The sequence below is a fragment of the Nitrospirillum karajorum genome (assembly GCF_036348415.1).
GTDB lineage: Bacteria > Pseudomonadota > Alphaproteobacteria > Azospirillales > Azospirillaceae > Nitrospirillum > Nitrospirillum amazonense_B.
In genome coordinates this window covers 1255907-1277958 of sequence record NZ_JAZBQB010000001.1, presented here as the reverse complement: position 1 = coordinate 1277958, position 22052 = coordinate 1255907, and the positions used below count along the sequence as shown (strand labels likewise).

16 protein-coding genes and 2 tRNA genes are annotated in these 22052 nt (G+C 67.9%); 9 read left to right on the top strand and 9 right to left on the bottom strand.

Annotated elements, in window-relative coordinates; translation table 11 throughout:
- The first annotated feature begins 87 nt into the window (after window positions 1-87).
- Entirely contained in the window at window positions 88-996 is a 909-nt protein-coding gene (locus UCD39_RS05605) for a LysR family transcriptional regulator (RefSeq protein ID WP_330495071.1), read from the top strand.
- A 119-nt stretch (window positions 997-1115) separates the two neighbouring features.
- Here UCD39_RS05605 and UCD39_RS05600 read toward each other — a convergent pair.
- The 8 genes from UCD39_RS05600 to UCD39_RS05565 all read right to left on the bottom strand — a co-directional run bounded on the left by UCD39_RS05600 (window position 1116) and on the right by UCD39_RS05565 (window position 9898).
- Window positions 1116-1191 (bottom strand) — tRNA-Glu (locus UCD39_RS05600).
- A 48-nt stretch (window positions 1192-1239) separates the two neighbouring features.
- Window positions 1240-1315: transfer RNA gene (locus UCD39_RS05595), tRNA-Glu, on the bottom strand.
- A gap of 131 nt (window positions 1316-1446) precedes the next feature.
- Complete coding sequence (locus tag UCD39_RS05590; protein WP_330495070.1) at window positions 1447-2850, bottom strand: hypothetical protein; 1404 nt, start codon at window positions 2848-2850, stop codon at window positions 1447-1449.
- 695 nt (window positions 2851-3545) lie between these two features.
- A complete protein-coding gene (gene recJ / locus UCD39_RS05585; protein WP_330495069.1) occupies window positions 3546-5396 on the bottom strand; it encodes a single-stranded-DNA-specific exonuclease RecJ in 1851 nt (616 codons plus the stop codon).
- The gene (gene glpX, locus UCD39_RS05580; protein WP_145729459.1) at window positions 5386-6357 is read right to left on the bottom strand and encodes a class II fructose-bisphosphatase; all 972 of its coding nucleotides are present in this window, start codon (window positions 6355-6357) and stop codon (window positions 5386-5388) included. The genes recJ and glpX overlap by 11 nt, the downstream gene beginning before the upstream one ends.
- A 125-nt stretch (window positions 6358-6482) precedes the next feature.
- Window positions 6483-7778, bottom strand: a complete 1296-nt coding sequence (locus UCD39_RS05575; RefSeq protein ID WP_330495068.1) for a homoserine dehydrogenase — start codon at window positions 7776-7778, stop codon at window positions 6483-6485.
- A 32-nt stretch (window positions 7779-7810) separates the two neighbouring features.
- Window positions 7811-9028: an LL-diaminopimelate aminotransferase gene (locus UCD39_RS05570; RefSeq protein WP_330495067.1), complete on the bottom strand. Its 1218-nt coding sequence runs from the start codon at window positions 9026-9028 to the stop codon at window positions 7811-7813.
- 177 nt (window positions 9029-9205) lie between these two features.
- Entirely contained in the window at window positions 9206-9898 is a 693-nt protein-coding gene (locus tag UCD39_RS05565) for a hypothetical protein (RefSeq protein ID WP_330495066.1), read from the bottom strand.
- Window positions 9899-10729: 831 nt separating this feature from the next.
- Between UCD39_RS05565 and UCD39_RS05560 the strand changes: the two genes are divergently transcribed.
- Together UCD39_RS05560 and UCD39_RS05555 are read left to right on the top strand one after the other, a co-directional pair.
- A complete protein-coding gene (locus tag UCD39_RS05560; protein ID WP_330495495.1) occupies window positions 10730-12559 on the top strand; it encodes a PHA/PHB synthase family protein in 1830 nt (609 codons plus the stop codon).
- 312 nt (window positions 12560-12871) lie between these two features.
- Complete coding sequence (locus UCD39_RS05555; protein ID WP_330495065.1) at window positions 12872-13444, top strand: hypothetical protein; 573 nt, start codon at window positions 12872-12874, stop codon at window positions 13442-13444.
- A gap of 3 nt (window positions 13445-13447) precedes the next feature.
- Here UCD39_RS05555 and UCD39_RS05550 read toward each other — a convergent pair whose 3' ends face one another.
- Window positions 13448-14050 (bottom strand): CGNR zinc finger domain-containing protein, encoded by a 603-nt coding sequence (locus UCD39_RS05550; RefSeq protein WP_330495064.1) that lies wholly within the window; start codon window positions 14048-14050, stop codon window positions 13448-13450.
- Window positions 14051-14135: 85 nt separating this feature from the next.
- Here UCD39_RS05550 and UCD39_RS05545 point away from each other — a divergent pair, with 85 nt between their 5' ends.
- The 6 genes from UCD39_RS05545 to UCD39_RS05520 all read left to right on the top strand — a co-directional run bounded on the left by UCD39_RS05545 (window position 14136) and on the right by UCD39_RS05520 (window position 21943).
- Window positions 14136-14639, top strand: coding sequence for a lipocalin-like domain-containing protein (locus UCD39_RS05545; RefSeq protein ID WP_330495063.1), 504 nt, complete (start codon window positions 14136-14138; stop codon window positions 14637-14639).
- A gap of 62 nt (window positions 14640-14701) precedes the next feature.
- Window positions 14702-15730, top strand: coding sequence for an MraY family glycosyltransferase (locus UCD39_RS05540; RefSeq protein ID WP_330495062.1), 1029 nt, complete (start codon window positions 14702-14704; stop codon window positions 15728-15730).
- A 533-nt stretch (window positions 15731-16263) separates the two neighbouring features.
- Window positions 16264-17619: a type III PLP-dependent enzyme gene (locus tag UCD39_RS05535; RefSeq protein ID WP_330495060.1), complete on the top strand. Its 1356-nt coding sequence runs from the start codon at window positions 16264-16266 to the stop codon at window positions 17617-17619.
- 116 nt (window positions 17620-17735) lie between these two features.
- Window positions 17736-19157, top strand: coding sequence for a homospermidine synthase (locus UCD39_RS05530; protein ID WP_330495059.1), 1422 nt, complete (start codon window positions 17736-17738; stop codon window positions 19155-19157).
- Between the two features lie 257 nt (window positions 19158-19414).
- Window positions 19415-20566: an ATP phosphoribosyltransferase regulatory subunit gene (locus UCD39_RS05525; protein WP_330495058.1), complete on the top strand. Its 1152-nt coding sequence runs from the start codon at window positions 19415-19417 to the stop codon at window positions 20564-20566.
- 84 nt (window positions 20567-20650) lie between these two features.
- Window positions 20651-21943: an adenylosuccinate synthase gene (locus tag UCD39_RS05520; protein WP_330495057.1), complete on the top strand. Its 1293-nt coding sequence runs from the start codon at window positions 20651-20653 to the stop codon at window positions 21941-21943.
- Window positions 21944-22052 lie beyond the last annotated feature (109 nt).

The following is a 22052-nucleotide window of genomic DNA, read 5'->3' as shown; positions in this document are numbered from 1 at the left end:
TGGGTCAGAAGACACCTCCTAAATTAACGATCCAAATTCATGCCGATAGACGCTATGTTTGGACCAGCCGTCTCAGTGGTGGAACACATGGATCTGCTCGCCCTCGCCGACTTCAACCTGGTGGCCCGCCATGGCGGGTTCGGTAAGGCCGCCCGGGCAGCCGGACGGCCCAAGGCCACCCTGTCCCGACGGGTGGCGGAGCTGGAGGCCAGCCTGGATCTGCGCCTGTTCGAGCGCGGAGCCCGGGCCCTCAAGCTGACGGAAGAGGGCCGGGCCCTGTTCGAGCGGACCGGCCAGCTGCTGACGGAACTGGATGAGACGGCGGCGGCGATCGCCTCTGGTGGCCACAGTCCCCGTGGTCGCTTGCGCATCAGCGCGCCCCTGCTGTTTGCCCAAACGGCCATGGGAAAGCTGGCGGCGGGGTTCGCCCTCCGGCATCCGGACGTGCGGCTGGAGGTTACGGCGGAAGACCGCCCCGTCGACATGATCGAGGAGGCTTATGACCTGGCCATCCGCGTCAACCCGGAACCGGACGCGAGCCTGGTGGGACGTGTTTTCCTGCATGACCGGCTGGTCGTGGTGGCCAGCCCCGGCCTGCGTCGGCCGCCACCGGGGGCGCCCGTCCCCGCCGTCGTGCGTGGCGCCGTCACCCCGGGCGACATGTGGACCATCAAGACGCCGTCGGGCGGCGCCGACCTGCCAGTCACAGCTGTACCAGTCACACCCGTTCTGGGCTTGTCCTCGCTGGTCATGGTCCGGGATGCCGTGCGCCTGGGCGTCGGCATCGCGCGCCTGCCCTTGTCGCTGGTCAGCCCCGATCTGGCAACCGCACGCCTGGTGCATTGGGGCGACGTGGACGGGCCGGAAACCGCCCTTTGGGCGCTATACCCGTCCCGCCGGCTGCTCAGCGCCCGTGTGTCGGCATTCCTGGACTATCTCAAAGAGGCATTCCCCCAGGGAACGTCCGAAGAACTTGCGTCCTATGTCGGCGGATGAGGGGCGGACAGAGCGCGCGCCACGAGCGGGTGCGGCAGCCCATCCACGGGCTTTTCCGCCCCTGATCAGACCCTCAACCGTGGGGCTCAGCGTTTTAGGGTACAGACTTGATCGCCAGATGGCGTCCCCTACGGGATTCGAACCCGTGTCGCCGCCGTGAAAGGGCGGTGTCCTAGGCCTCTAGACGAAGGGGACATGAGGCGGATGGAGAGTGGTCCATCCTATGTACGGCCATCCGGAGGATGGCGTCCCCTACGGGATTCGAACCCGTGTCGCCGCCGTGAAAGGGCGGTGTCCTAGGCCTCTAGACGAAGGGGACGGCGGGGTGGATACATAATGATCCGTCCCCGATATGGCAAGCGGATAAAAAGACCCGCCCACCGGTTTTCGCGCATAGGGGGTCTGCCTGGTCGCGCGGCCGATGGGCGGGAAAGCGGTTGCCGCCTCCCTCTAGCGGAAGCGCTCGATCGCGCGTTCCGCCTTCAGGATCAAGTCCAGCATCGGCTCGGTCTTGGGCATGGAGCGCAAGACCTTTTCCAGCGCCTGCAACTGGGCGGACACGGCCTTGTTCTTGCCGCGCGCCCGCAGGTATTCGAAGCGGAAGGTGATGGCGGTATGGAAGGTCGCCTCCAGATCCGCCTCCTTGGCGCGGATGGAGCGGTCGAACCCCTCCTTCTCCGCGACCTTGCGGCAAGCGGTGAACAGGGTGGCGGCCGCCTGGGCCACCGACACCTCGTCATCCGTGGGGCTGTGATCCATATCCGGCACCAGCCGGACCTCCAGCTTCTCGCGCACCTGCTTTTGTGGCAGGACCACGCCGGCGTCGCGCACCGCCACGCTGGCGAACTGGTCGGCGGCCTGTGTCACCTTCTGTCGGGCCTCAACCATCATGGTCTCCCACCCGGCGTTGCCGAATTCCTTCACCTCGTCCGCCATGCCCTGCACCATGGCGCCGGCATCGGAGATGAGCCGGGCGCAGGTCATGAGCCACACCCGCCGGGTCATGCCCCGGTCACCCGCCGCCGTGCGGCCGATCTCCGCCAGGGTGCGCGTCAGGTCACTGAACAGACGGGCCGGGATCATCTGCAGGCCGGCGCTGTCGGCACCGGCGCGCAACAGGTCGGCCGACAACAGCCGCACCAGGCGCAGCGACTGCCACGGCTGGGCCAACAGGCGCAGCAGCCCATGGAAATAATAGTCCACCACCTCGCGGTCGGCCGCGTGCAGGTGCATGTAGCCGTTCTTGGCGATGACCGTGCCCTGGGGGTTGAAGTCATGCACCCGGCCATCCGCCGTGCGCGGGCATGCCGCGCGGATCTGGTCGAACCAGGGGGTCAGCAGCGGATCCAGGCCCAGGATGCGCGCAATCTCCGCCGCGTCCTCGAACGCGCGCTCGCTGCCCAGCAACACCGCCACTTCCCGCTTGCGCACGGACGACTGCCCGGCCTCCGCCAACAGGGTTTCGGTGGCCTCCGCCGCGATGCTGCGCCCGAATTGGATGACGGCGTCGATCTCGTCCTGCCGCTCGGACGCGACGGCATTGCGATACTCCGCCGTGGCCGCCGCCAGGCGCGGCCGGTAGGCAGACCCCATGAGCAGGCGCCACCAGGGCGCCAGGCTGGACCGAGCCACAACCGCCCGCCGGTTGGCGGTGCTCATGGGATCGGCGTCGATCAGATAGGGCTCAAGGCAAACGCACAGCGCCCGCTGGAACGTGGGCACCCGCACGGGCCGCAGGCTGCGCAGCATCGGGCGCAGGCATGTCAGGATTTGTTCGTCGGAGGCGGCACCGGTTTCGGTCGCGCGGGCCTTTTCGACCGCCGTGGCGACACGGACCAGGGAGCCCTCGTCCAAGGTACGGAAATGGGATTCAAGACGGCTGAGAGTCGATTCTGGCGCCGCGGCATCAGCAGGGGTTTCCGGTCCGGCCGCCGCCGCCCGTTTCGTTCCAGGCTGTCCCGACATCAATACCCCCTCATCCCCCCGGCACCCTTCGCGGCTGCCCAGGCGGAGGCTTGGAACCTTCTTGCGTTGTAATGACCAGCCCTTTGACTTTATGGCGCCACCCACTTGAACTGCCCCGAACGGATTAAGGCTCGTGGAGAGTAACGGTTAAGTGCGCCTGCCCTCTGGGCGCAAGGATCGTCCAATGCAGGGCCGCTGTCAATCTGGCCTGATCCGCAATTTGAAAATGATAATTGGATGACGAGCGCGTTACGGCCAGACACAGACCAATATAAGCCTACATGGCTACTGCCGGATGGCTCTAATAAATTGATTAATATTGTGCCCGATACCCCAATGTAAACCGGCAGCCAGCCCCGGCCACGCCGCTTGGTGAAAGACGATCCGGGCGGAACCGTTCAGGACGCGCAAAAAAGCCGCCGTTAAAGCGACGGCGGCAGATATTTGCGCTTGAAGGGTCGATGGTCCGGGCGCCGACATACATCAGCACCGATAAGGATTGGCGGGGTTCTGCCGTTACCGCGCGCCACAAGACCCATAACGGACGATTTATTACTTTCGGGTAGAACCGGCGCCCCGCCGTATCAGGCGCCGCCCGGCACAGCGGCGTCATCAATGGTCAGTTGCACCCCCTCCGCCCCGTTCCAGCGGTCGGCGCGCAGGGTTCCGGCCAGATGCAGGGGCCGGCCGCCATGATTCAGGAGCGCGGGGCCCAGATCCTCATCCATGGCACGGAAAGCAATGGCCTTCAGCCGGGCACCGTCGGGCGAGGACAGCACACACCGCACATGGCTGCCACCCACCACGTCGGCCCGCACGATGCGGGCGTCGGCCACCGCCAGGCGCGGTTCGGAATTGCCGGTGCCGAAAGGCCCCAGGCGGGTGATGTGGTCCAGTAGGTCGGTGGACGCACCCCGCACCGAAACCACCCCATCCAGGTGCAGGGTGGGCACCAGCGGACCCTGCCCCGCCGTCTGCTGCGCGATCCGTTCGGCCAGGAAGGTGCGCAGGTCGGCCAGCTTGGCCTCCGCCACGGTGAAGCCCGCCGCCATGGCATGGCCGCCGCCGGCCATCAGCAGGCCGGCCTGGCGCGCGGCGATGACGGCAGCCCCAAGGTCGACACCCCGCACGGAGCGGCCGGAAGCCTTGCCGATGCCGCCGTCCAGCGCCACCACGCAGGCCGGCACGCCATAGCGCTCCTTGAGGCGGGAGGCGACGATGCCGATGACGCCCGGATGCCAGCCCGCCCCCGCGATCACCAATGCCCCGGCACCGGCAAGCGGATTGGTGGCGGCCTGCGCCTCCACCATCGCCATGGCCTCTTCCAGCACCAAGGCCTCGATGGCCCGGCGCTCGGCATTCAGGGCATGCAGCTGGGCCGCCAGGTCGCGCGCCTCCACCGGGTCTTCGGTGGATAGGAGGCGGGTGCCCAGGTCGGCCCGGCCCACCCGGCCCCCGGCGTTGACGCGGGGCCCCAGGATGTAGCCGGCATGGTAGCCGTCCATGCGTTCATTGATGCCAGCCACGTCGGCCAGCGCCGAGAGACCGGGATTGTTGCGCCGGCCCATGACCTTCAGGCCCTGGGCCACCAAGGCCCGGTTCAGGCCCACCAGCGGCACCACGTCGCACACCGTACCCAGGGCCACCAGGTCCAGCCAGCCCATAAGGTCCGGCTCCGCCCGGTTGACGTACCAGCCGGCCTGACGCAGGACGCGATTGACCGCCACCACCAGCAGGAAGCTGACGCCCACCGCCGCCAGGGTACCCAGTCGATCGGTCATGGCCTCGTCCAGCCGGTTGGGGTTCACCACCGCATGGGCCTTGGGCAGGGCCGGCTCCGCCTTATGGTGATCGACGACGATGACCTCCAGCCCCGCCTGGGCGGCGGCAGCCAGCGGCTCGAACGAGGTGACGCCGCAATCGACGGTGATGACCAGGTCCACCCCCGTCTCGCGGAGGCGCAGCAGGGCCGGCGCGTTGGGGCCATAGCCCTCGGCGATGCGATCGGGAATGTAGGCCTGGATATCGGCGCCCACGGCCCGGAAAAAGCGCACCAGCAAGGCGGAGGAGGTGGCGCCGTCCACGTCGTAATCGCCGAACACGGCCAGACGCCGCCCCCGGCGCACCGCGTCGGCCAGATGCTCCGCCGCCGCCTGCATGTCCAGCAGGGCGTGGGGATCGGGCAGGAAACGCTTCAGGGTGGGGGCCAGGAAATCCTCAGCCTCTTCCAGGCTGACGCCGCGCGCCGCCAGGACGCGCCCCACCAGTTCCGGCAGGCCGCCGCGCTGGGCGTGGGCCAAGGCCAGCCGTTCATCATGCGGGCGGGCCAACCAGCGCCGGCCGGTCGCGGAACGCGACACCCCCAGGAGGGGGCGAGGCTCGCCGGCGGGGATGTCCCCCGCCGGCGAGCCCACAAACGTGATATTATTCTGCATCCGGAACGAATTTGGTCTTGGTGCGGAGGTTGTGGTGCGCCTCAACATAGCGCACCGTGCCGCTCTTCGACCGCATAATCACCGAATGGGTGTAGGCCCCGCCGGGGAAGCGACGGACACCACGCAGCATGGTGCCGGTGGTCACGCCGGTGGCGGCGAACATGACGTTGCCGCTGGCCAGGTCCGTCAGGCCATACTTGCGGTCCAGGTCGGTGACGCCCCAGCGCTTGGCGCGGGCGCGCTCATCGTCGTTGCGGAACAGCAGGCGGCCCTGCATCTGGCCACCGATGCAGCGCAGGGCGGCGGCGGCCAGCACGCCTTCCGGCGCGCCGCCGGAACCGACATACAGGTCAATGCCGCTGTCGGGCTGCGCGGTGGAGATGACGCCGGACACATCGCCGTCGCCGATCAGCATGATGCGGGCGCCGGCGGCGCGCACACGGGCGATCAGCTCGCGGTGACGGGGGCGGTCCAGGATGCAGACCACCAGTTCCTCCACCGTGGCATGCTTGGCCAGGGCCAGGTTCTTCAGGTTGGTCTCGATCTTCTCATCGATGTCGACCACGCCCTCGGGCAGGCCGGCGCCCACGGCGATCTTGTCCATGTAGACGTCGGGGGCGTTCAGGAAGCCGCCCGATTCCGCCATGGCGATGACCGCCAGGGCGTTGGGGCCGCCGGTGGCGGTGATGGTGGTACCTTCCAGCGGGTCCAGCGCGATGTCGATCTTGGGGCCGTGGCCGCTGCCCACCTTCTCACCGATGTACAGCATCGGCGCCTCGTCGCGCTCACCCTCGCCGATCACCACGGTGCCATCGATCGCCAGGCTGTTCAGGGCCTTGCGCATGGCATCCACGGCAGCCTGGTCGGCGGCCTTTTCGTCGCCGCGGCCCATCAGCAGCGAGGCGGACAAGGCCGCGGCCTCGGTCACGCGCACCGCTTCCAGGGCCAGGTTGCGGTCCATCACCAGGCTGATGTCGCCCTTCGGATCGACGGGCGCCTCGGTAGCCTTGCTCATAGTCATCTTCCCCTGAGTTTGTTTGCCGTCGCACCCCTTATTATAAGGACGGGGTCCGTGACGGTGGTGTGTCAATAATCCTCGATACGGATCATGCGCGGGGTTTCCTGAACCGCGTCCAGGCCGCCAATGACGGCCAGGGCGCGCAACATCGCCACCTCTTCCGTATCGTGGGTGGTCAGCACCACCGGAACAGCCTCACCCGGCGCCCGCCCCCGCTGCAGGAACGACTCCATGGAGACGTTCTGGTCGCGCAGGGCCGCGGCGACATCGGCGATGACACCCGGACGGTCGACCACCATGAGGCGCACATAATACCGTCCGCGCCGCGCCGACAAGGGGGCAGGCGTCAGGGGTGCCAACTGGCTGGCGGGTACGGCGAAGGTTGAGGTGCGCCGGCCGATGGCGATATCCACCAGGTCGGCGACCACGGCGGAAGCGGTGGGCCCGGCACCGGCACCGCGCCCGACCAGCGCCACCTTGTCGGCGAAATCGCTGTCCGCGACCACGGCGTTGAACACGCCATCAGTGGCGGCGATGAGGGAACCGACCGGCACCATGCAGGGGTTCACCCGCTGCTCGATGCCCGTGTCCGTGCGCCGGGCGATGCCCAGCAACTTGATGCGGTAGCCCAGCTGCCCGGCATAGTCGATGTCCAGGGCGGAGATGTGGCGGATGCCCTCCACCTGCACATTGGCGAAGTCCACCCGCGTGCCGAAGGCGACGGAGGTGAGGATGGCCAGCTTGTGCGCCGCGTCCACGCCGTCGATGTCGAAGCTGGGGTCGGCCTCGGCATAGCCCTTGGCCTGGGCCTCGGCCAGCACGTCGCCGAAGTCGCGGCCCGTGGTCCGCATCTCGGTCAGGATGTAGTTGCAGGTGCCGTTCAGGATGCCGTGCACCTCGCGCACCTGGTTGGCGGCGAGGCCCTCGCGCAGGCCCTTGATGACGGGGATGCCGCCGGCCACCGCCGCCTCGAACGCCAGGGTCAGGCCCTGGGACTCGGCCTGGGTGGCCAGCGCCGTGCCATGGTGGGCCAGCAGCGCCTTGTTGGCGGTGACGACATGCTTGCCGTGGGCCAGCGCCGCCTCGACCGTGCGGGCGGCGATACCGTCCGACCCGCCGATCAGCTCCACCACCACGTCGACCTGGTCGTCCGCCGCCAGGTCGACGGCGTTGTCGTACCAACGCACGGACGACAGGTCGACGCCCCGGTCGCGGCCGCGGTCGCGGGCGCTGACGGCCGTGACCACCAGCGGCCGGCCGCAACGCCGGGCCAGGAGGTCGGCCTGGGTGGCCAGCACCGTCAGGACCCCGGCGCCGACGGTGCCAAGACCGGCGATGCCCACGCGCAACGGTGCCGTACCCATGCTTTCCCCCTTATCGACCGCAACCATCAGACTCAGATCACTTTTTTGGAGGCGGCTTCGCCACCGTTGCCGGTCCGGTGCAGGAAGCCCCGGATGTTGCGGCAGGCCTGGCGGATGCGCTGGACGTTTTCCACCAGGCCGAAACGGACATGCTCGTCGCCGTATTCGCCGAAGCCGATGCCGGGAGAGACGGCCACCTGCGCCTCCTGCAGCAACAGCTTGGAAAACTCCAGCGAGCCCATGGCGCGGAAGGGCTCGGGAATGCGGGCCCAAACGAACATGGTGGCGTTGGGGGCCGGTACGTCCCAACCGGCGGCGGCCAGCCCCTCGATCAGAGCGTCGCGCCGCGCCTTGTACATCTGGCGGATTTCCTCCACGCAGTCCTGCGGCCCGTTCAGCGCGGCGGTGGCCGCGACCTGGATGGGGGTGAAGGCGCCATAATCGACGTAGGACTTGAACTTGGCGAGCGCGCCGATGAGCTTCTTGGAGCCCACGCCGAAGCCCACGCGCCAGCCCGGCATGTTGTAGGTCTTGCTCAGGCTGTTGAATTCCACCGTGATGTCGCGCGCCTCGGGGATCTGCAGCACCGACGGCGGCGGGTTGCCGTCGAAATAGATCTCGGCGTAGGCGATGTCCGACAGGATGTAGATGCCGTGCTTCAGGCACAGCTCGACGATGGGCTTGTAGAAGTCCAGGGTCACCGTCTGGGCCGTGGGGTTGGCCGGGAAGCTGACGATGACGGCGATGGGCTTGGGCACCGAATGGCGGATGGCGCGTTCCAGCGTCTCCACGAAATTGTCCACGCCGTCCACCACCGGGATGTGGCGCAGCGCGGCGCCGGCCAGCATGAAGCCGAAGGGATGGATGGGGTAGGAGGGGTTGGGCACCAGGATGACGTCACCCGGGCTGGTGATGGCCTGGGCCAGGTTGGCCAAGCCTTCCTTGGAGCCGATGGTGACGCAGGCCTCCGTCTCCGGATCGATATCGACGTCGAATCGGCGCTTGTAATAGGCGGAGATCGCCTTGCGCAGGCCGGGGATGCCGCGGGACATGGAATAGCGGTGCGTCTTGGGATTGCGCACCGCCTCCACCAGCTTTTCCACGATGTGGGGCGGGGTCGGCTGGTCGGGGTTGCCCATGCCGAGATCGATGATGTCCTCACCGGCCGCGCGAGCTCGCGCCTTCATCGCGTTCACTTCGGCGAACACATAGGGCGGCAGGCGCTTAATGCGGTGGAACTCTTCGTTCATGGGAGGATCTGTATCGATTCGGGGTGGAGGGAAGGCGAGGATCGCCGAGGGGTTTGTATCGCCCCGGCCGGGGCCGGGCGACAGCAATTTCCACAGGGCGGGCATCCCGTTTCAAGACATTTGCTTACAAGAACACCCGCGCCGGCCTAATTTTCCGCCCCGATCCGGTGCGCCGGATCAGTTCTGGGGGGTCTGGCTGGTGCCGTTGGCGGCGGGGGCACCAGCCTGGCTAGCGGCGGCCGGGGGGGCGGCGAACGGCACGGCGGGGACGGAATCGGGCACGCGGCCGGGGACGGCCGGCGGCGCGCTGGGCACCACCGGCATCTTGCTCTGGCTGGGTGCGGCCGCGCCCGAGGACGAGCCGCCGAACAGCGCGTTGGACGAGGAGGTGGCGCGCTGCACAGACTGCTGGTCCGGGGAGTTCTGGTACTTGGTCAAATCCATGGCGATGGAACCCGCCGCCGTACGGTCGGCCAACAGGGCGTCCATGTCCTTCTGGCGGGTGGCCGGATCGGGCACGTCCTTGGGACGTTCGGGCACGGAAGCGAGGTTGGGCCATACGTCGGGCGGCGGCCCGACGCGCCGCACCGGCCGCTCGCCCATCAGCAACGCCTTGGAACTGGCGTCGTTGGCCAAGGGCTCCGGATCCTCCGGCCCATCATGGAACAGGGCTTGGGGCACCAGTTTGCCGGCACACCCCCCCAAGCTCAACACCACCCCCGCCAGGACCAGCGCCCGCAGGCCCCGCCCGGCCATGGCGCGGGTGCGACAGGCCGCCGCCGTCGCGCTGGAGTCGACGGTGGGGCGATTGGAGCGACCATCCTGGGTGCCTACACCCGCGGGCCGTGCGTTAGCGTCGGTGAAAATCATGGCCGGATCGTGTATGAAATCCCCACGGGCCGCAAGCGCCGTCACCAGCCGTAACCCAGCCTTCTTACGGCGACGGAACGGCCGGGCGGGATGCAGGCGCCCAGCCTGCCGAACGGGCGGTTCCCCGCGGAACAGATTGCGCGGCGCCGGCTTCCGTCCTGGAATAGGTTCTCTGGTAATCGAGGCGAAGGAACAAGAAAGCATGGCCGATACCCCGCCCAAGCGTACCCGGTCCCCGCGTGTTTCCAAGACTGCCCCTCAGACGACCGCCGCTGAAACGCCCCCCTCCCCCCGCCCCAACCGGCTAAGGCCGCCAAGGCGACCCCAAAGGCGAGCACCGTGAAAGCGGCCCCGGCCAAGCCCGCTGCCCCCCGGCCCGCCTCCAAGACCGCTCCTAAGACCGACGCGGCCAAGACCAAGGTGGTTCGCGCGGTCCCCATCGCCCCGCCGGTGCCGGGTGCGCCGCATCTGAAGGCCCACAAGAACGACTCCCGGGAACCGCTGGCCCCGGTACCGGTGGCCGGAGCGACGGCGGAGAAGGCGAAAGCCGCGCCCACAGTGGTGAAGAAGCCGGCCAAGGCCACGGCCGCCCCTGCCGTGGCCGCCAAGGCGCCCCGCCGCAAGGCCGCCCCGCCGCCCCCCACCGTGGTGATGCCCAGCGTGATGACGCCCAACGTAGTGATGCCGGCGGTAGCGGCGCCGGAAGCGCCCAAGCCACCGCCTTTCACCCCCGCCGTGAAGACGGAGGCCGCCCCCAAACCCGCGACGAAGGACTCTGCCGCCAAAGATGGGGCCAAGGATGGAGAGGTCCGCCTGCCCGACCCGGTGGAAATGACCCTGGCCATGAACCGGATCGCGGAACAGGCGCAGCGCCTGGTGGCCGATTTCGTGGCCCGCCAGGCGCAGACGCCGGCTGACGGCACCGCCACGGCCGACCCCATGTCGATCGCGGCCCCCTTTGGCGCGGCCTCCTTCAACAGCCTGCCAGCCAACCTGTCCAGCCTGGACCCCTTCAACCTAGGCGGCGCCTTCATGGAGATGACCGCCCGGCTGATGGCCGACCCCAACCGCCTGTTCGAGGCGCAACTGGGCCTGTGGCAGGACTACATGGCGCTGTGGCAGCGCACCGCCCAGCGCCTGCTGGGGGAGGAGGCGGAGCCGGTGATCAGCCCGGCCAAGGAGGACAAGCGCTTCCGGGACAAGTCCTGGGATGAAAGCGCCGTCTTCGACTTCATCAAGCAGTCCTACCTGCTGACCGCCAAGTACGTGCAGACCGCCGTGCGCGGGGTGGAAGGGCTGGAGGGCAAGACCGCCAAGAAGCTGGACTTCTTCACCCGCCAGTTCGTGGACGCCCTGTCGCCCACCAACTTCCCCCTGACCAATCCCGAGGTGTTGCGCGTCACGCTGGAGACGGGCGGCGACAACCTGCTGAAGGGCCTGGAAAACCTGCTGGGCGACCTGGAACGTGGCCGGGGCCAGCTGGCCATCTCCATGACCGACTACTCCGCGTTCGAGGTGGGGCGCAACATCGCCGTCACCCCGGGCAAGGTGGTGTTCCAGAACGACCTGATGCAGCTGATCCAGTACGCGCCGCTGACTGAGACGGTGCACAAGACGCCGCTGCTGATCATCCCGCCCTGGATCAACAAGTTCTATATCCTGGACCTGAAGCCGGCCAATTCGCTGATCCGCTGGCTGACGGAGCAGGGCCACACCGTCTTCGTCATCTCCTGGGTCAATCCCAACGAGAAGCTGGCCGCCAAGGATTTCGAGGACTACATGGCCGACGGGCCGCTGGCCGCCCTGGACGCCATCAAGGACGCCACCGGCGAGGAGGGCGTGAACGCCATCGGCTATTGCATCGGCGGCACCCTGCTGGCGGGCACCCTGGCCTATATGGCGGCCAAGAAGGACACGCGCATCAAGAGCGCCATGTACCTGGTGACCCTGACCGACTTCACCGACGTGGGCGAACTGTCGGTGTTCATCGACGAGGAACAACTGGGCGCGCTGGAGTCCCGCATGAAAAGCCGGGGCTACCTGGACGGCCAGTCCATGGCCACCACCTTCAACATGCTGCGCTCGAACGACCTGATCTGGTCCTTCGTGGTCAACAACTACCTGCTGGGCAAGGACCCCTTCCCCTTCGACCTGCTGTACTGGAATTCCGACAGCACCCGCATGCCGCCGGCCATGCACAGCTTCTACCTGCGCAACATGTACCAGAAGAACCTGCTGGTCCGGCCGGGCGGCATCACCCTGAAGGGCGTGCCCATCGACCTGCGCACCATCAAGACGCCCACCTTCATGCTGTCCACGCGCGAGGACCACATCGCGCCGTGGAAAAGCACCTACGCCGCCACCCAGCTCTATGGCGGACCGGTGAAGTTCGTGCTGGCGGCCTCGGGCCATATCGCCGGCGTGGTCAACCCGCCGGCGGCCAACAAGTACAGCCACTTCCTGAACGACGCGCTGCCGGCCTCGCCCGACGACTGGCTGGCGGGCACCACCCAGGTGCCGGGTAGCTGGTGGCCCGTCTACGCCGACTGGCTGAAGCCATACGCCGGCCCGCAGGTGCCGGCCCGCACACCGGGCGATGGCAAGCTGAAGCCCATCGAGGACGCGCCCGGCAGCTACGTGAAGGTGCGGGTGGTGGAGTGAACTGGGCGATGCCGACACGGGGACTGAAAATCCCCGTGTCGGTGGCCACTGGACAACATCATTTATCCGGGACGATATTGACTGAGTTCTTTACGACCTTAGATGATAAAGACCATGCCAAAACCCGCTACAGCCCTCTACGCGCAGGCCCCTCTTAGACTGGGAGACATGGGCTTTTTGCAGGCGCTAGACCGAGCGGCACCCTCCTATTCCAAGAACCCAGAAGCTGCTCGTCGACAAGCTCTCGATTTCCTGCAACGGGCCGGGATTGTGGATAAGGACGGAAAGCTTTCAGAGCCCTACAAATCGTAAGTGCATAAGCTTAGCTACGGATTTGTGCTGGGCTATCACGGCTGCTCCCAGGCAGTGGCTAAGGCCCTATTGGCGGGCGCGCCTTTCAAACAATCCGAGAATGACTACGATTGGCTGGGTCACGGTATCTACTTTTGGGAAGCTAATCCCAAGCGCGGCCTCGCATTCGCCAAAGAAGCGCTGAAACGGAAGAAGTCCAAGAAGCATCCTGCCGTTGTCGGAGCGGTCATCGACTTGGGGCACTGCTTGGACTTAACCACTGAAGCCGGCGTGGACGTCTTGAAGACCGCCTACAGAACGTTGAGCATAGGCCTGGATGTGCTGGGCTCACCCCTCCCAACCAACAGCGTCCGTTTTAGGCGACTGGATTGCGCCGTCATTGAAGCCGCCCACATCCTCGCCGCCCAAGGCGATGATTTCCCTCCCTTCGACACCGTGAAAGGCGTGTTCGTTGAAGGCGAACAAGCCTATCCAGGCTCAGGCTTCAGCGACAAAACCCATATCCAAATTGCCGTCCGGAATCCGAAAATGATCAAGGGCGTGTTCCGGGTCGATCAAGAACTCTTGACCTAACGCTCACACTCCCTCGCGCTTGCGTCGGCGGAACTCCGCCACCTTGGCCTTGGTGCCGCAGCCTTTCATGGAGCACCAGCGGCGGTCGCCGGCGCGGGACGTGTCGACGAAGAACAGGGTGCAGGCGGGTGACTGGCATTGCCGGATGGGCGCCCCGCTGCCGAACAGATGCACCGCGTCGCGCGCCACCGTGGCGATGAAGGCCGTCATCGGGCCGGAGAGGCGCACACTCCCGGACTGGGACAGAGCGGGTATCGCCGCCGGCAGGGCGGCCACCTGGTTCACCACATCCAACGCCGAATCGAGGCTGCCACCGGGCGGGCCGCTGCCGCCATGCCGATGGACGGCCAGATCGTAAATAGCCTCGCGCAGGCGCCGCGCCAGCGCCAAATCCCCCTCATCCGCCGGCGGTGCCGTATCGGTCAGGCCGGCCGCCGCCATCCAGCGCCGCACGTCCTCCGGCGTCGCCAGCAGTTCGCGCGGCGCGGGCTTCAGCCGCGCCTGCAAGGTGGCCGGCAGATCGATGGCCGGGCAGCCACCCCGGAAACGGAAGCCGTCGCGTTCCTCCGCCAACGGGAAGACATGGGAATGGTCGTCGTGTCGCATGTAACCGTATTGACAGGTTTCATGGATCAGGGCAACCATCACCTCTCTGAAACCGGATAAACTGGTTACATAAGAGGAAGCGACCATGCGTTTCGACAAGAGACTGTCCGCCCTGGCTGTGCTGGCGGCCCTGGGCACGTCCCCCGCCGCCCGGGCCGCCGACCTGACCACGCTGGAGGGCACCTGGGTGATGGACGCGGCGTATGAGATCCATGCCGACGGCAGCCGCACGACCAACTATGGCGAACACCCGCTGGGCCTGCTGACCGTCGATTCGGCCGGGCGCTACAACATGCAGATTTTCCGGGTGGGCCGGCCCGCCTTCGCCAGCGGAGTGAAGGCCCAGGGCACGGCGGAGGAGTACCGGCAGGCCGTCCTGGGCTCCAGCACCCACTTCGGCACCGTCCAGATCGACCGGGCGCATCACCAGCTGGTGTTCGACGTGCAGGCGGCCAGCTTCCCCAATTGGGAGGGTAAGCGCCAGGTGCGGGACTACACCTATGAGGGCGGGCTGCTGAGCTATGGCGTGCCGGCCAGCGCCTCGGGCGACGGCACCGTGGCCTATTCGGTGTGGCGCAAGGCGCCGTGACGCACCGTCTTAAGCAAGGGCTGCCTTGTGAAGCCACCCCGAGTTGCTTACAACAGGGCCCCATGTCCATCCTGACCCCCTTCCTTTGCCTGTTCCTGCCCTTCCTGCTGGCGCTTGGCCTGACGGGGGGTGCCACCTGGTGGCTGAAGCGCCGCCAGGTCATGGACCGGCCCAATGAACGCTCCAGCCACAGCCTGCCCACGCCACGCGGCGGCGGACTGGGTGTCGTGCCGGCGCTGCTGGGCGCCTGGGCGGTGACCGGCCTGATGGCGGGGGATATGGACACGCTGTGGCCCACCATCGCCGCCGCCCTGGCCCTGGCCGTCATTTCCTGGGCCGACGATTTGGGCGGCGTCCCGCCCGGCTGGCGCCTGCTGGCCCAGGTTCTGGCGGTGGCCGTCGGCCTGTCCGCCCTGCCGTCGGAGTCCCTGGTGTTCCAGGGCTGGCTGCCGCACTGGCTGGACCGGCTGGTGGCTGGTCTGGCCTGGGTGTGGTTCGTCAACCTGTTCAATTTCATGGACGGCATCGACGGCATCAGCGCGGTGGAGACGCTTTGCCTGGGCCTGGGCCTGGCAGCCGCCTATTTCGCCGCCGGCCTGATGGGCTTCATGAGTTCCTACGCCCTGGCCCTGGCCGGCGTGGCCCTGGGCTTCATCGCCTGGAATTGGCACCCCGCCCGCGTCTTCCTGGGCGATGTCGGCAGCGTGCCCCTGGGCTTTCTGTCCGGCTGGCTGCTGCTGCGCGCGGCCGGGGACGGGCTGTGGCTGCCCGCCCTGATCCTGCCACTCTATTACCTGAGCGACGCCACCCTAACCCTGGCCAAGCGCCTATGGCGGCGGGAGCCGGTGTGGCAGGCCCATCGCCAGCATTTCTACCAGCAGGCGGTGCGCCGGCTGGGCCGGCACGACCTGGTGGCCCTGGCCATCCTGGCGGCCAACGCCGCCCTGGCCGCCAGCGCCATCCTGTCCTATGGCGACCCCCGCTGGGTGGCCCTGGCCCCCATCGCCGTGATCAGCCTGCTGGCCTGGATGGCCCACACCAAGACAGGCCCGGAATCGAAGACCCCGGTGGAGAGCGGCGGCGTTCCCTGACAAGGGACCGTCTTAACAAGTTCCGAATCCAGCCCTGAGGTGAGCGGGGGGCCGGCCTTCAAAAATTTAAGTTTGCTTAGGCGCGTAAATCGCCTAAATACAAATTTCGCGACGCACCCGCACGTGCCCCTGGCCCCTGGGTTCCGGTCATCGCCCGATGATCCCGTACCCTTGGATGGTTAAGCAACGACGTTAGGCGTCCTTTTTGAGCAGATCCGGCCGATGTGACTGGGCCGGGCCTTGAGAGGGAACCAACATCATGCTTTCCACCATAAAACGGGCGGTGAAGCGGTAAGCCCCTTCTGGTCCTGATGCGTCAGTTGACGCTTTGAGGTCTCAAGGTCGACAGATCGACCCGATGGCCCGGCAATCACGGCGCTAGACCAGATCATTCCCCTTCCCACCGACCGCTGCTGTTGAAACGGCCCGGGCCCTTGGCCTCGCCGTGATCCCTTACGGTCCCTGGATCAGCCGAATGATGCCGGCCCCCGTACGCCCGAGAGCGACGGGACGCGCCGGATAGGGGTTTAGCCATGGCCTATCGTTTCCGTTCCGCCGTTTCCCCCCTGCGCCGCGTGCGCGCCCAGTCCCTGCCCTCCGCCCTGCAGGCGGCGGCGCCCACCGTGGACAGCCTGGTCGCCAGCCTGGCCCCGGCGGAGCCCATGCACTGCCTGCGTCCACACCAGGTGGCCGCCAACGCCCGCGCCTTCATCGCCGCCTTCCACGGCGCCGTGGCCCAGGCCCTGGGCGACGGTGATCGCGGCACCGTCATGTACGCGGTGAAGTGCAACCCCGACCCGACCATGCTGCGCGCCCTGACCGAGGGTGGCCTGCGCCACTTCGACTGCGCTTCCCCCGCCGAGATCCGCCTGGCCCGCCAGATGTATCCGTCGGCGGCGGTGCACTACATGCACCCGGTGAAGAACCGGGCTGCCATCCGAGCCGCCTATTTCGAGCAGTCTGTGCGCGACTTCTCCCTCAATTCGGCCGATGAACTGGCCAAGATCGTCGAGGTGGTGGCCGAGGGCGTGCCCGGCGCCGACGGCGTGGACGCCCGCCTGGACCCGGTGGCGGCGGATTTGGGCCTGGTGATTCGCCTGGCCATGCCCAAGGGCCAGGCCGCCTATGACCTGTCGGCCAAGTTCGGCGCCGATTTCGATGACGCGGTGGCGCTGCTGCGCGCGGCGCGGCCGCTGGCCATGCGGGTGGGTGTCTGCTTCCATGTCGGCTCCCAGTGCATGGACCCGCAGGCCTATACCCGCGCGCTGGCCATCGCCGACGCCGTGGTGAAAGCCGCCGGCGTCGCCATCGACGTGGTGGATGTGGGCGGCGGCTTCCCCGCCCGCTACCCGGACATGGACCCGCCCCCTCTGGCCGACTACATGGCGGCCATCCGCGACGGCCTGGTGGCCATGGACCTGGCGCCCACCGTGCAGGTGTGGTGCGAGCCGGGCCGCGCCCTGGTCGCCACCGGCGCCTCGGTCGTCGTGCAGGTGGAACGCCGCCGCGGATCGGAGCTTTTCATCAATGACGGCGCCTATGGCAGCCTGGCCGACGCCGGCGCCCTGGGCATGCGCTTCCCCGTGCGCCTGATTCGCCAGAGCGGGGCCGAGACGCTGCAGGAGTTCAGCTTCTGGGGCCCCACCTGCGACAGCGCCGATTACATGCGCGGTCCCTTCCTGTTGCCCGCGGACATCCGCGAGGGCGACTGGATCGAGATCGGACAGTTGGGCGCCTACGGCGCCGCCTTGCGCACGGCCTTCAACGGCTTTGACCAGGCCCGCCTGGTGGAGGTCCGCGATGCCCCGCTGGTGGCGACCGCAGGCCTGGTTTCCGCCCCGGTTCGGCGGAATTCGCGATACGGCATATTGCGCCGCCGCATCGCTTGAGGCAAACACGGCGCTCTTAATTCAACAGAGGGGCCGGTGCCCGTGAAGGAACACCGGCGAATTCGCGACAGCAACAGACGGTCGGTCAACCGTTGGTAAAGCCCGGAGAGTTAACTATGTCCCATTCCGTGAAACATGCCGCCATCCCCGGGCGACTTTATATCATCGGTTTCGGCAGTATAGGCCAAGGCGTGCTTCCCCTGGTGCTGCGGCACCTGGACATCACCGCCGACCGCATCACCATCATCACCGCCGACGCGCGCGGCCGGGACGAGGCGGCGCACTATCAGGTGGATTTCCAGATCCGCCCCCTGACCCGCGACAACCACCGCGACATCCTGGTGCCGCTGCTGCGCAAGGGCGACTTCGTCCTGAACCTGTCGGTCGACGTCTCCTCCCTGGCGCTGGTGGAACTGTGCCAGGAGGCCGGCGCCTTCTACCTCGACACCTGCATCGAACCCTGGGTGGGCGGCTACACCGACCCCAGCCTGTCGCCGTCGCTGCGCAGCAACTACGCCCTGCGCGAGGCGGCGCTGGAGCTGAAGACCCGCTATCCCGGCGGCCCCACCGCCGTGCTGACCCATGGCGCCAACCCCGGGCTGGTGTCGCACTTCATGAAGCAGGCGCTGCTGAACATCGCCCAGGACAATGGCCTGGACGTGGCCGTGCCCACCACGCGCGACGGCTGGGCCCGCCTGGCCCAGCGTCTGAACATCAAGACCGTGCACGTGGCCGAGCGCGACACCCAGGTGGCCGACCGCCCGCGCGAGCGGGGCGAGTTCGTCAACACCTGGTCAATCGATGGCTTCGTCAGCGAGGGCTGCCAGCCGGCGGAACTGGGCTGGGGCACGCATGAGCGCCACTTCCCCGTGGACGGCCAGCACCATGACTTCGGCAGCCAGGCGGCCATCTTCCTGAACCGCCCCGGCATCAGCACCAAGGTGCGCACCTGGACGCCCATGGAGGGGCCCTTCCACGGTTTCCTGGTGACTCATAACGAGGCCATTTCCATCGCCGACTATTTCACGGCGCGGAACGAGGACGGCAGCGTCGCCTATCGCCCGACCTGCCATTACGCCTATCACCCCTGCGACGACGCCATCACCTCCATCCACGAGTTCGTGGGCAAGGGCTATGTGCAGCAGGAGCGGCAGCGCCTGCTGATGACCGAGATCGTCGACGGCATCGACGAGCTGGGCGTGCTGCTGTGCGGCCATGAGAAGGGCGCCTACTGGTACGGCTCGCAATTGACCGTGGCCGAGGCGCGGGAGCTGGTGCCCTACAACAACGCCACCAGCCTGCAGGTCTGCGCCACCGTCCTGGGCGGCATGGTCTGGGCCCTGGAGAACCCCACGCAGGGCCCCGTCGAGGCCGACGAGGTTTCGTTCGAGCGGGTCATGGAAATCGCCACGCCCTACCTGGGGCCCGTGGTCGGCGTCTACACCGACTGGTCCCCCCTGGACGGCCGCGAAACCCTGTTCCCCGAGGACCTGGACCGCGACGACGCCTGGCAGTTCAAGAACGTGCGGGTCATCTGACCCGCGCCTTCCCAGGCGCGATCGAGCGTAGCGACTAGGACGCGACCGCGTCTGCCACAGCATTCCGGGGAGCGTCAGCGGACCGGAATGCGAGGAAGCCAAGGGGCCGTACGGCCCCGCTGGCGCCTGAAGCAAACATCACACATGCCCCCTCCCCGGCGGGCGCGGGGCTTAAACAATTGCGTGCGCGCCGGCCAGCGATTAAAGACCCGTAACGGGCACTGTCGCCCTTTCGACGCCCGGGACCCTTCTGCATTATGACTGACAGCGCCGACGAGGCCATTGCGGCCAAGGCCCTGCTGCCGGCCGGCTTGCGCGATCTTTTGCCGCCCGCCGCCCAGCACGAGGCCCGCATCGTGGAACAGCTGATGGCGGATTTCGGCCGCCATGGGTATGACCGGGTCAAGCCGCCGCTGATCGAGTTCGAGGAGGGCCTGCTGGCCGGCCCGGGCGCCAAGCTGGCGCACCAGACCTTCCGCCTGATGGACCCGGTTTCCCAGCGCATGATGGGCCTGCGCGCCGACATGACGCTGCAGGTCGCCCGCATCGCCCAGACCCGCCTGGCCAACGCCCCGCGCCCGCTGCGGCTGTCCTATGCCGGCCAGGTGCTGCGCGTGAAGGGGTCGCAACTACGCCATGAGCGCCAGTTCGGCCAGGTGGGCGTGGAACTGATCGGCAGCCTGCGCGCCGAGGCCGATGCCGAGATCGTGCTGCTGGCCATGGAGGCCCTGACCAACCTGGGGGCCGAAGGCCTGACCGTGGACCTGACGGTGCCCACCCTGGTGCCGGCGCTGTTCCGCTCCCTGAACCTGGATGACGCCACGCAGCGCGCCGCGCGCGAGGCCCTGGACCACCGCGACGCCGCCGGCCTGGCGGCCATCGGCGGGGCCGCCGCCGAGCTGCTGGGCCGCGTCATGGCCTGCTGCGGCAACGCCCCCGCCGCCGTGGAGGCCCTGGCCGCCGTCGAGCTGCCGGCGGAAGCGGAGCCGGAACGCCAGCGCCTGGCCACGGTGGTGAACCTGATCGTCAGCGCCGCCCCGCATGTGCAGATCACCATCGACCCGGTGGAACAGCGCGGGTTCGAGTACCAGACCGGGGTCAGCTTCACCGTCTTCGCCCGCGGCGTGCGCGGTGAGATCGGGCGCGGCGGCCGCTATCGCACCCTGGCGGGCGAACCCGCCACCGGCTTCACCCTGTTCACCGACACGGTCATCGAATCCGTGCCCGGCCCGGCGCCGGCCCGGCGCCTGCTGCTGCCCCATGGCACCCCGGCGACCCAGGCCCAGCGCCTGCGCGAGAAGGGCTGGGACACGGTGGCGGCGTTGGAGCCGTTGGCGGATGACGCGGCGGAAGCCAAGCGCCTGGGCTGCAGCCACCTGTTGCGGGACGGCTGGACCGTCGAGGTCTGAGCGTCCACCTGTTTGAACATCCTGCGGGGTGCGTGGCACGCCCCCCGCGTCTGCTATTGAGCGCCGTTTAGAGGGAGAACCATCATGGCCAATGTCGCGGTCGTCGGCTCGCAATGGGGTGACGAAGGCAAGGGCAAGATCGTCGACTGGCTGTCCAGCCGCGCCGACGTCATCGTCCGTTTCCAGGGCGGCCACAACGCCGGCCACACGCTGGTCATCAACGGCGTCACCTACAAGCTGTCGCTGCTGCCCTCCGGCGTCGTGCGTCCGGGCAAGCTGTCGGTCATCGGCAACGGCGTGGTGGTCGACCCCTGGGCCCTGCTGCGCGAGATCGAGAACATCGCCGCCCAGGGCGTGCAGATCACCCCGGAAAGCCTGATCGTGGCCGAGAACGCCACCCTGATCCTGCCGCTGCACAGCGCGGTGGACAAGGCCCGTGAGGAGGCGCGCGGCGCCGGCAAGATCGGCACCACCGGCCGCGGCATCGGCCCGGCCTATGAGGACAAGGTGGCCCGCCGCGCCATCCGCCTGTGCGACCTGGCCGACGAGGCGGTGTTGGAGCACAAGGTCGACCAGCTGCTGTTCCACCACAACGCCTTGCTGCGCGGCCTGAACGCGCCGGAGATCGACCGCGCCGAGCTGCTGGCCCAGCTGCGTGAGATCGCCCCGCGCATCCTGCCCTACAGCGCCGTCGTCTGGCAGCGCCTGGAAGAGGCCCGCGCCCAGGGCAAGCGCATCCTGTTCGAGGGCGCCCAGGGCGCCATGCTGGACGTGGACCACGGCACCTATCCCTTCGTGACCTCCTCCAACACCGTGTCGGGCAACGCCGCCGCCGGCAGCGGCATGGGCCCCGGCGCCGTCGGGCATGTGCTGGGCATCACCAAGGCCTACACCACCCGCGTCGGCTCCGGCCCCTTCCCCACCGAGCTGTTCGACGACATCGGCGAACTGATCGGCGCCAAGGGCAAGGAATTCGGCGTGGTCACCGGCCGCAAGCGCCGCTGCGGCTGGTTCGACGCCGTGCTGGTGCGCCAGGCGGTGAAGGTGGGCGGCATCGACGGCATCGCCCTGACCAAGCTGGACGTGCTGGACGGCATCGAGGAGCTGAAGGTCTGCACCGGCTATCGCTACAAGGGTGAGGTCATCCACCACTTGCCGGCCGCCCAGACCGCCCAGGCCGAGGTGGAGCCCATCTACGAGACGTTCGAAGGCTGGACCCAGAGCACCTATGGCGCCCGGTCCTGGGCCGACCTGCCGGCCACGGCCATCAAGTACATCCGCCGCATCGAGGAACTGATCGAGGCGCCGGTGACCCTGCTGTCCACCAGCCCCGAGCGCGACGACACCATCCTGATGCGGGATCCTTTTCAAGGGTAATCTCCCTCAAGCGCCGGGCGGCCGCATCCGCGGCCTTGGCTTCCTCGCTGCGCGCCCCTTTTCCCGCGTGGAGGGGTGCTCGCTCCGGCGCCCGCAGTCGCGGGCTACC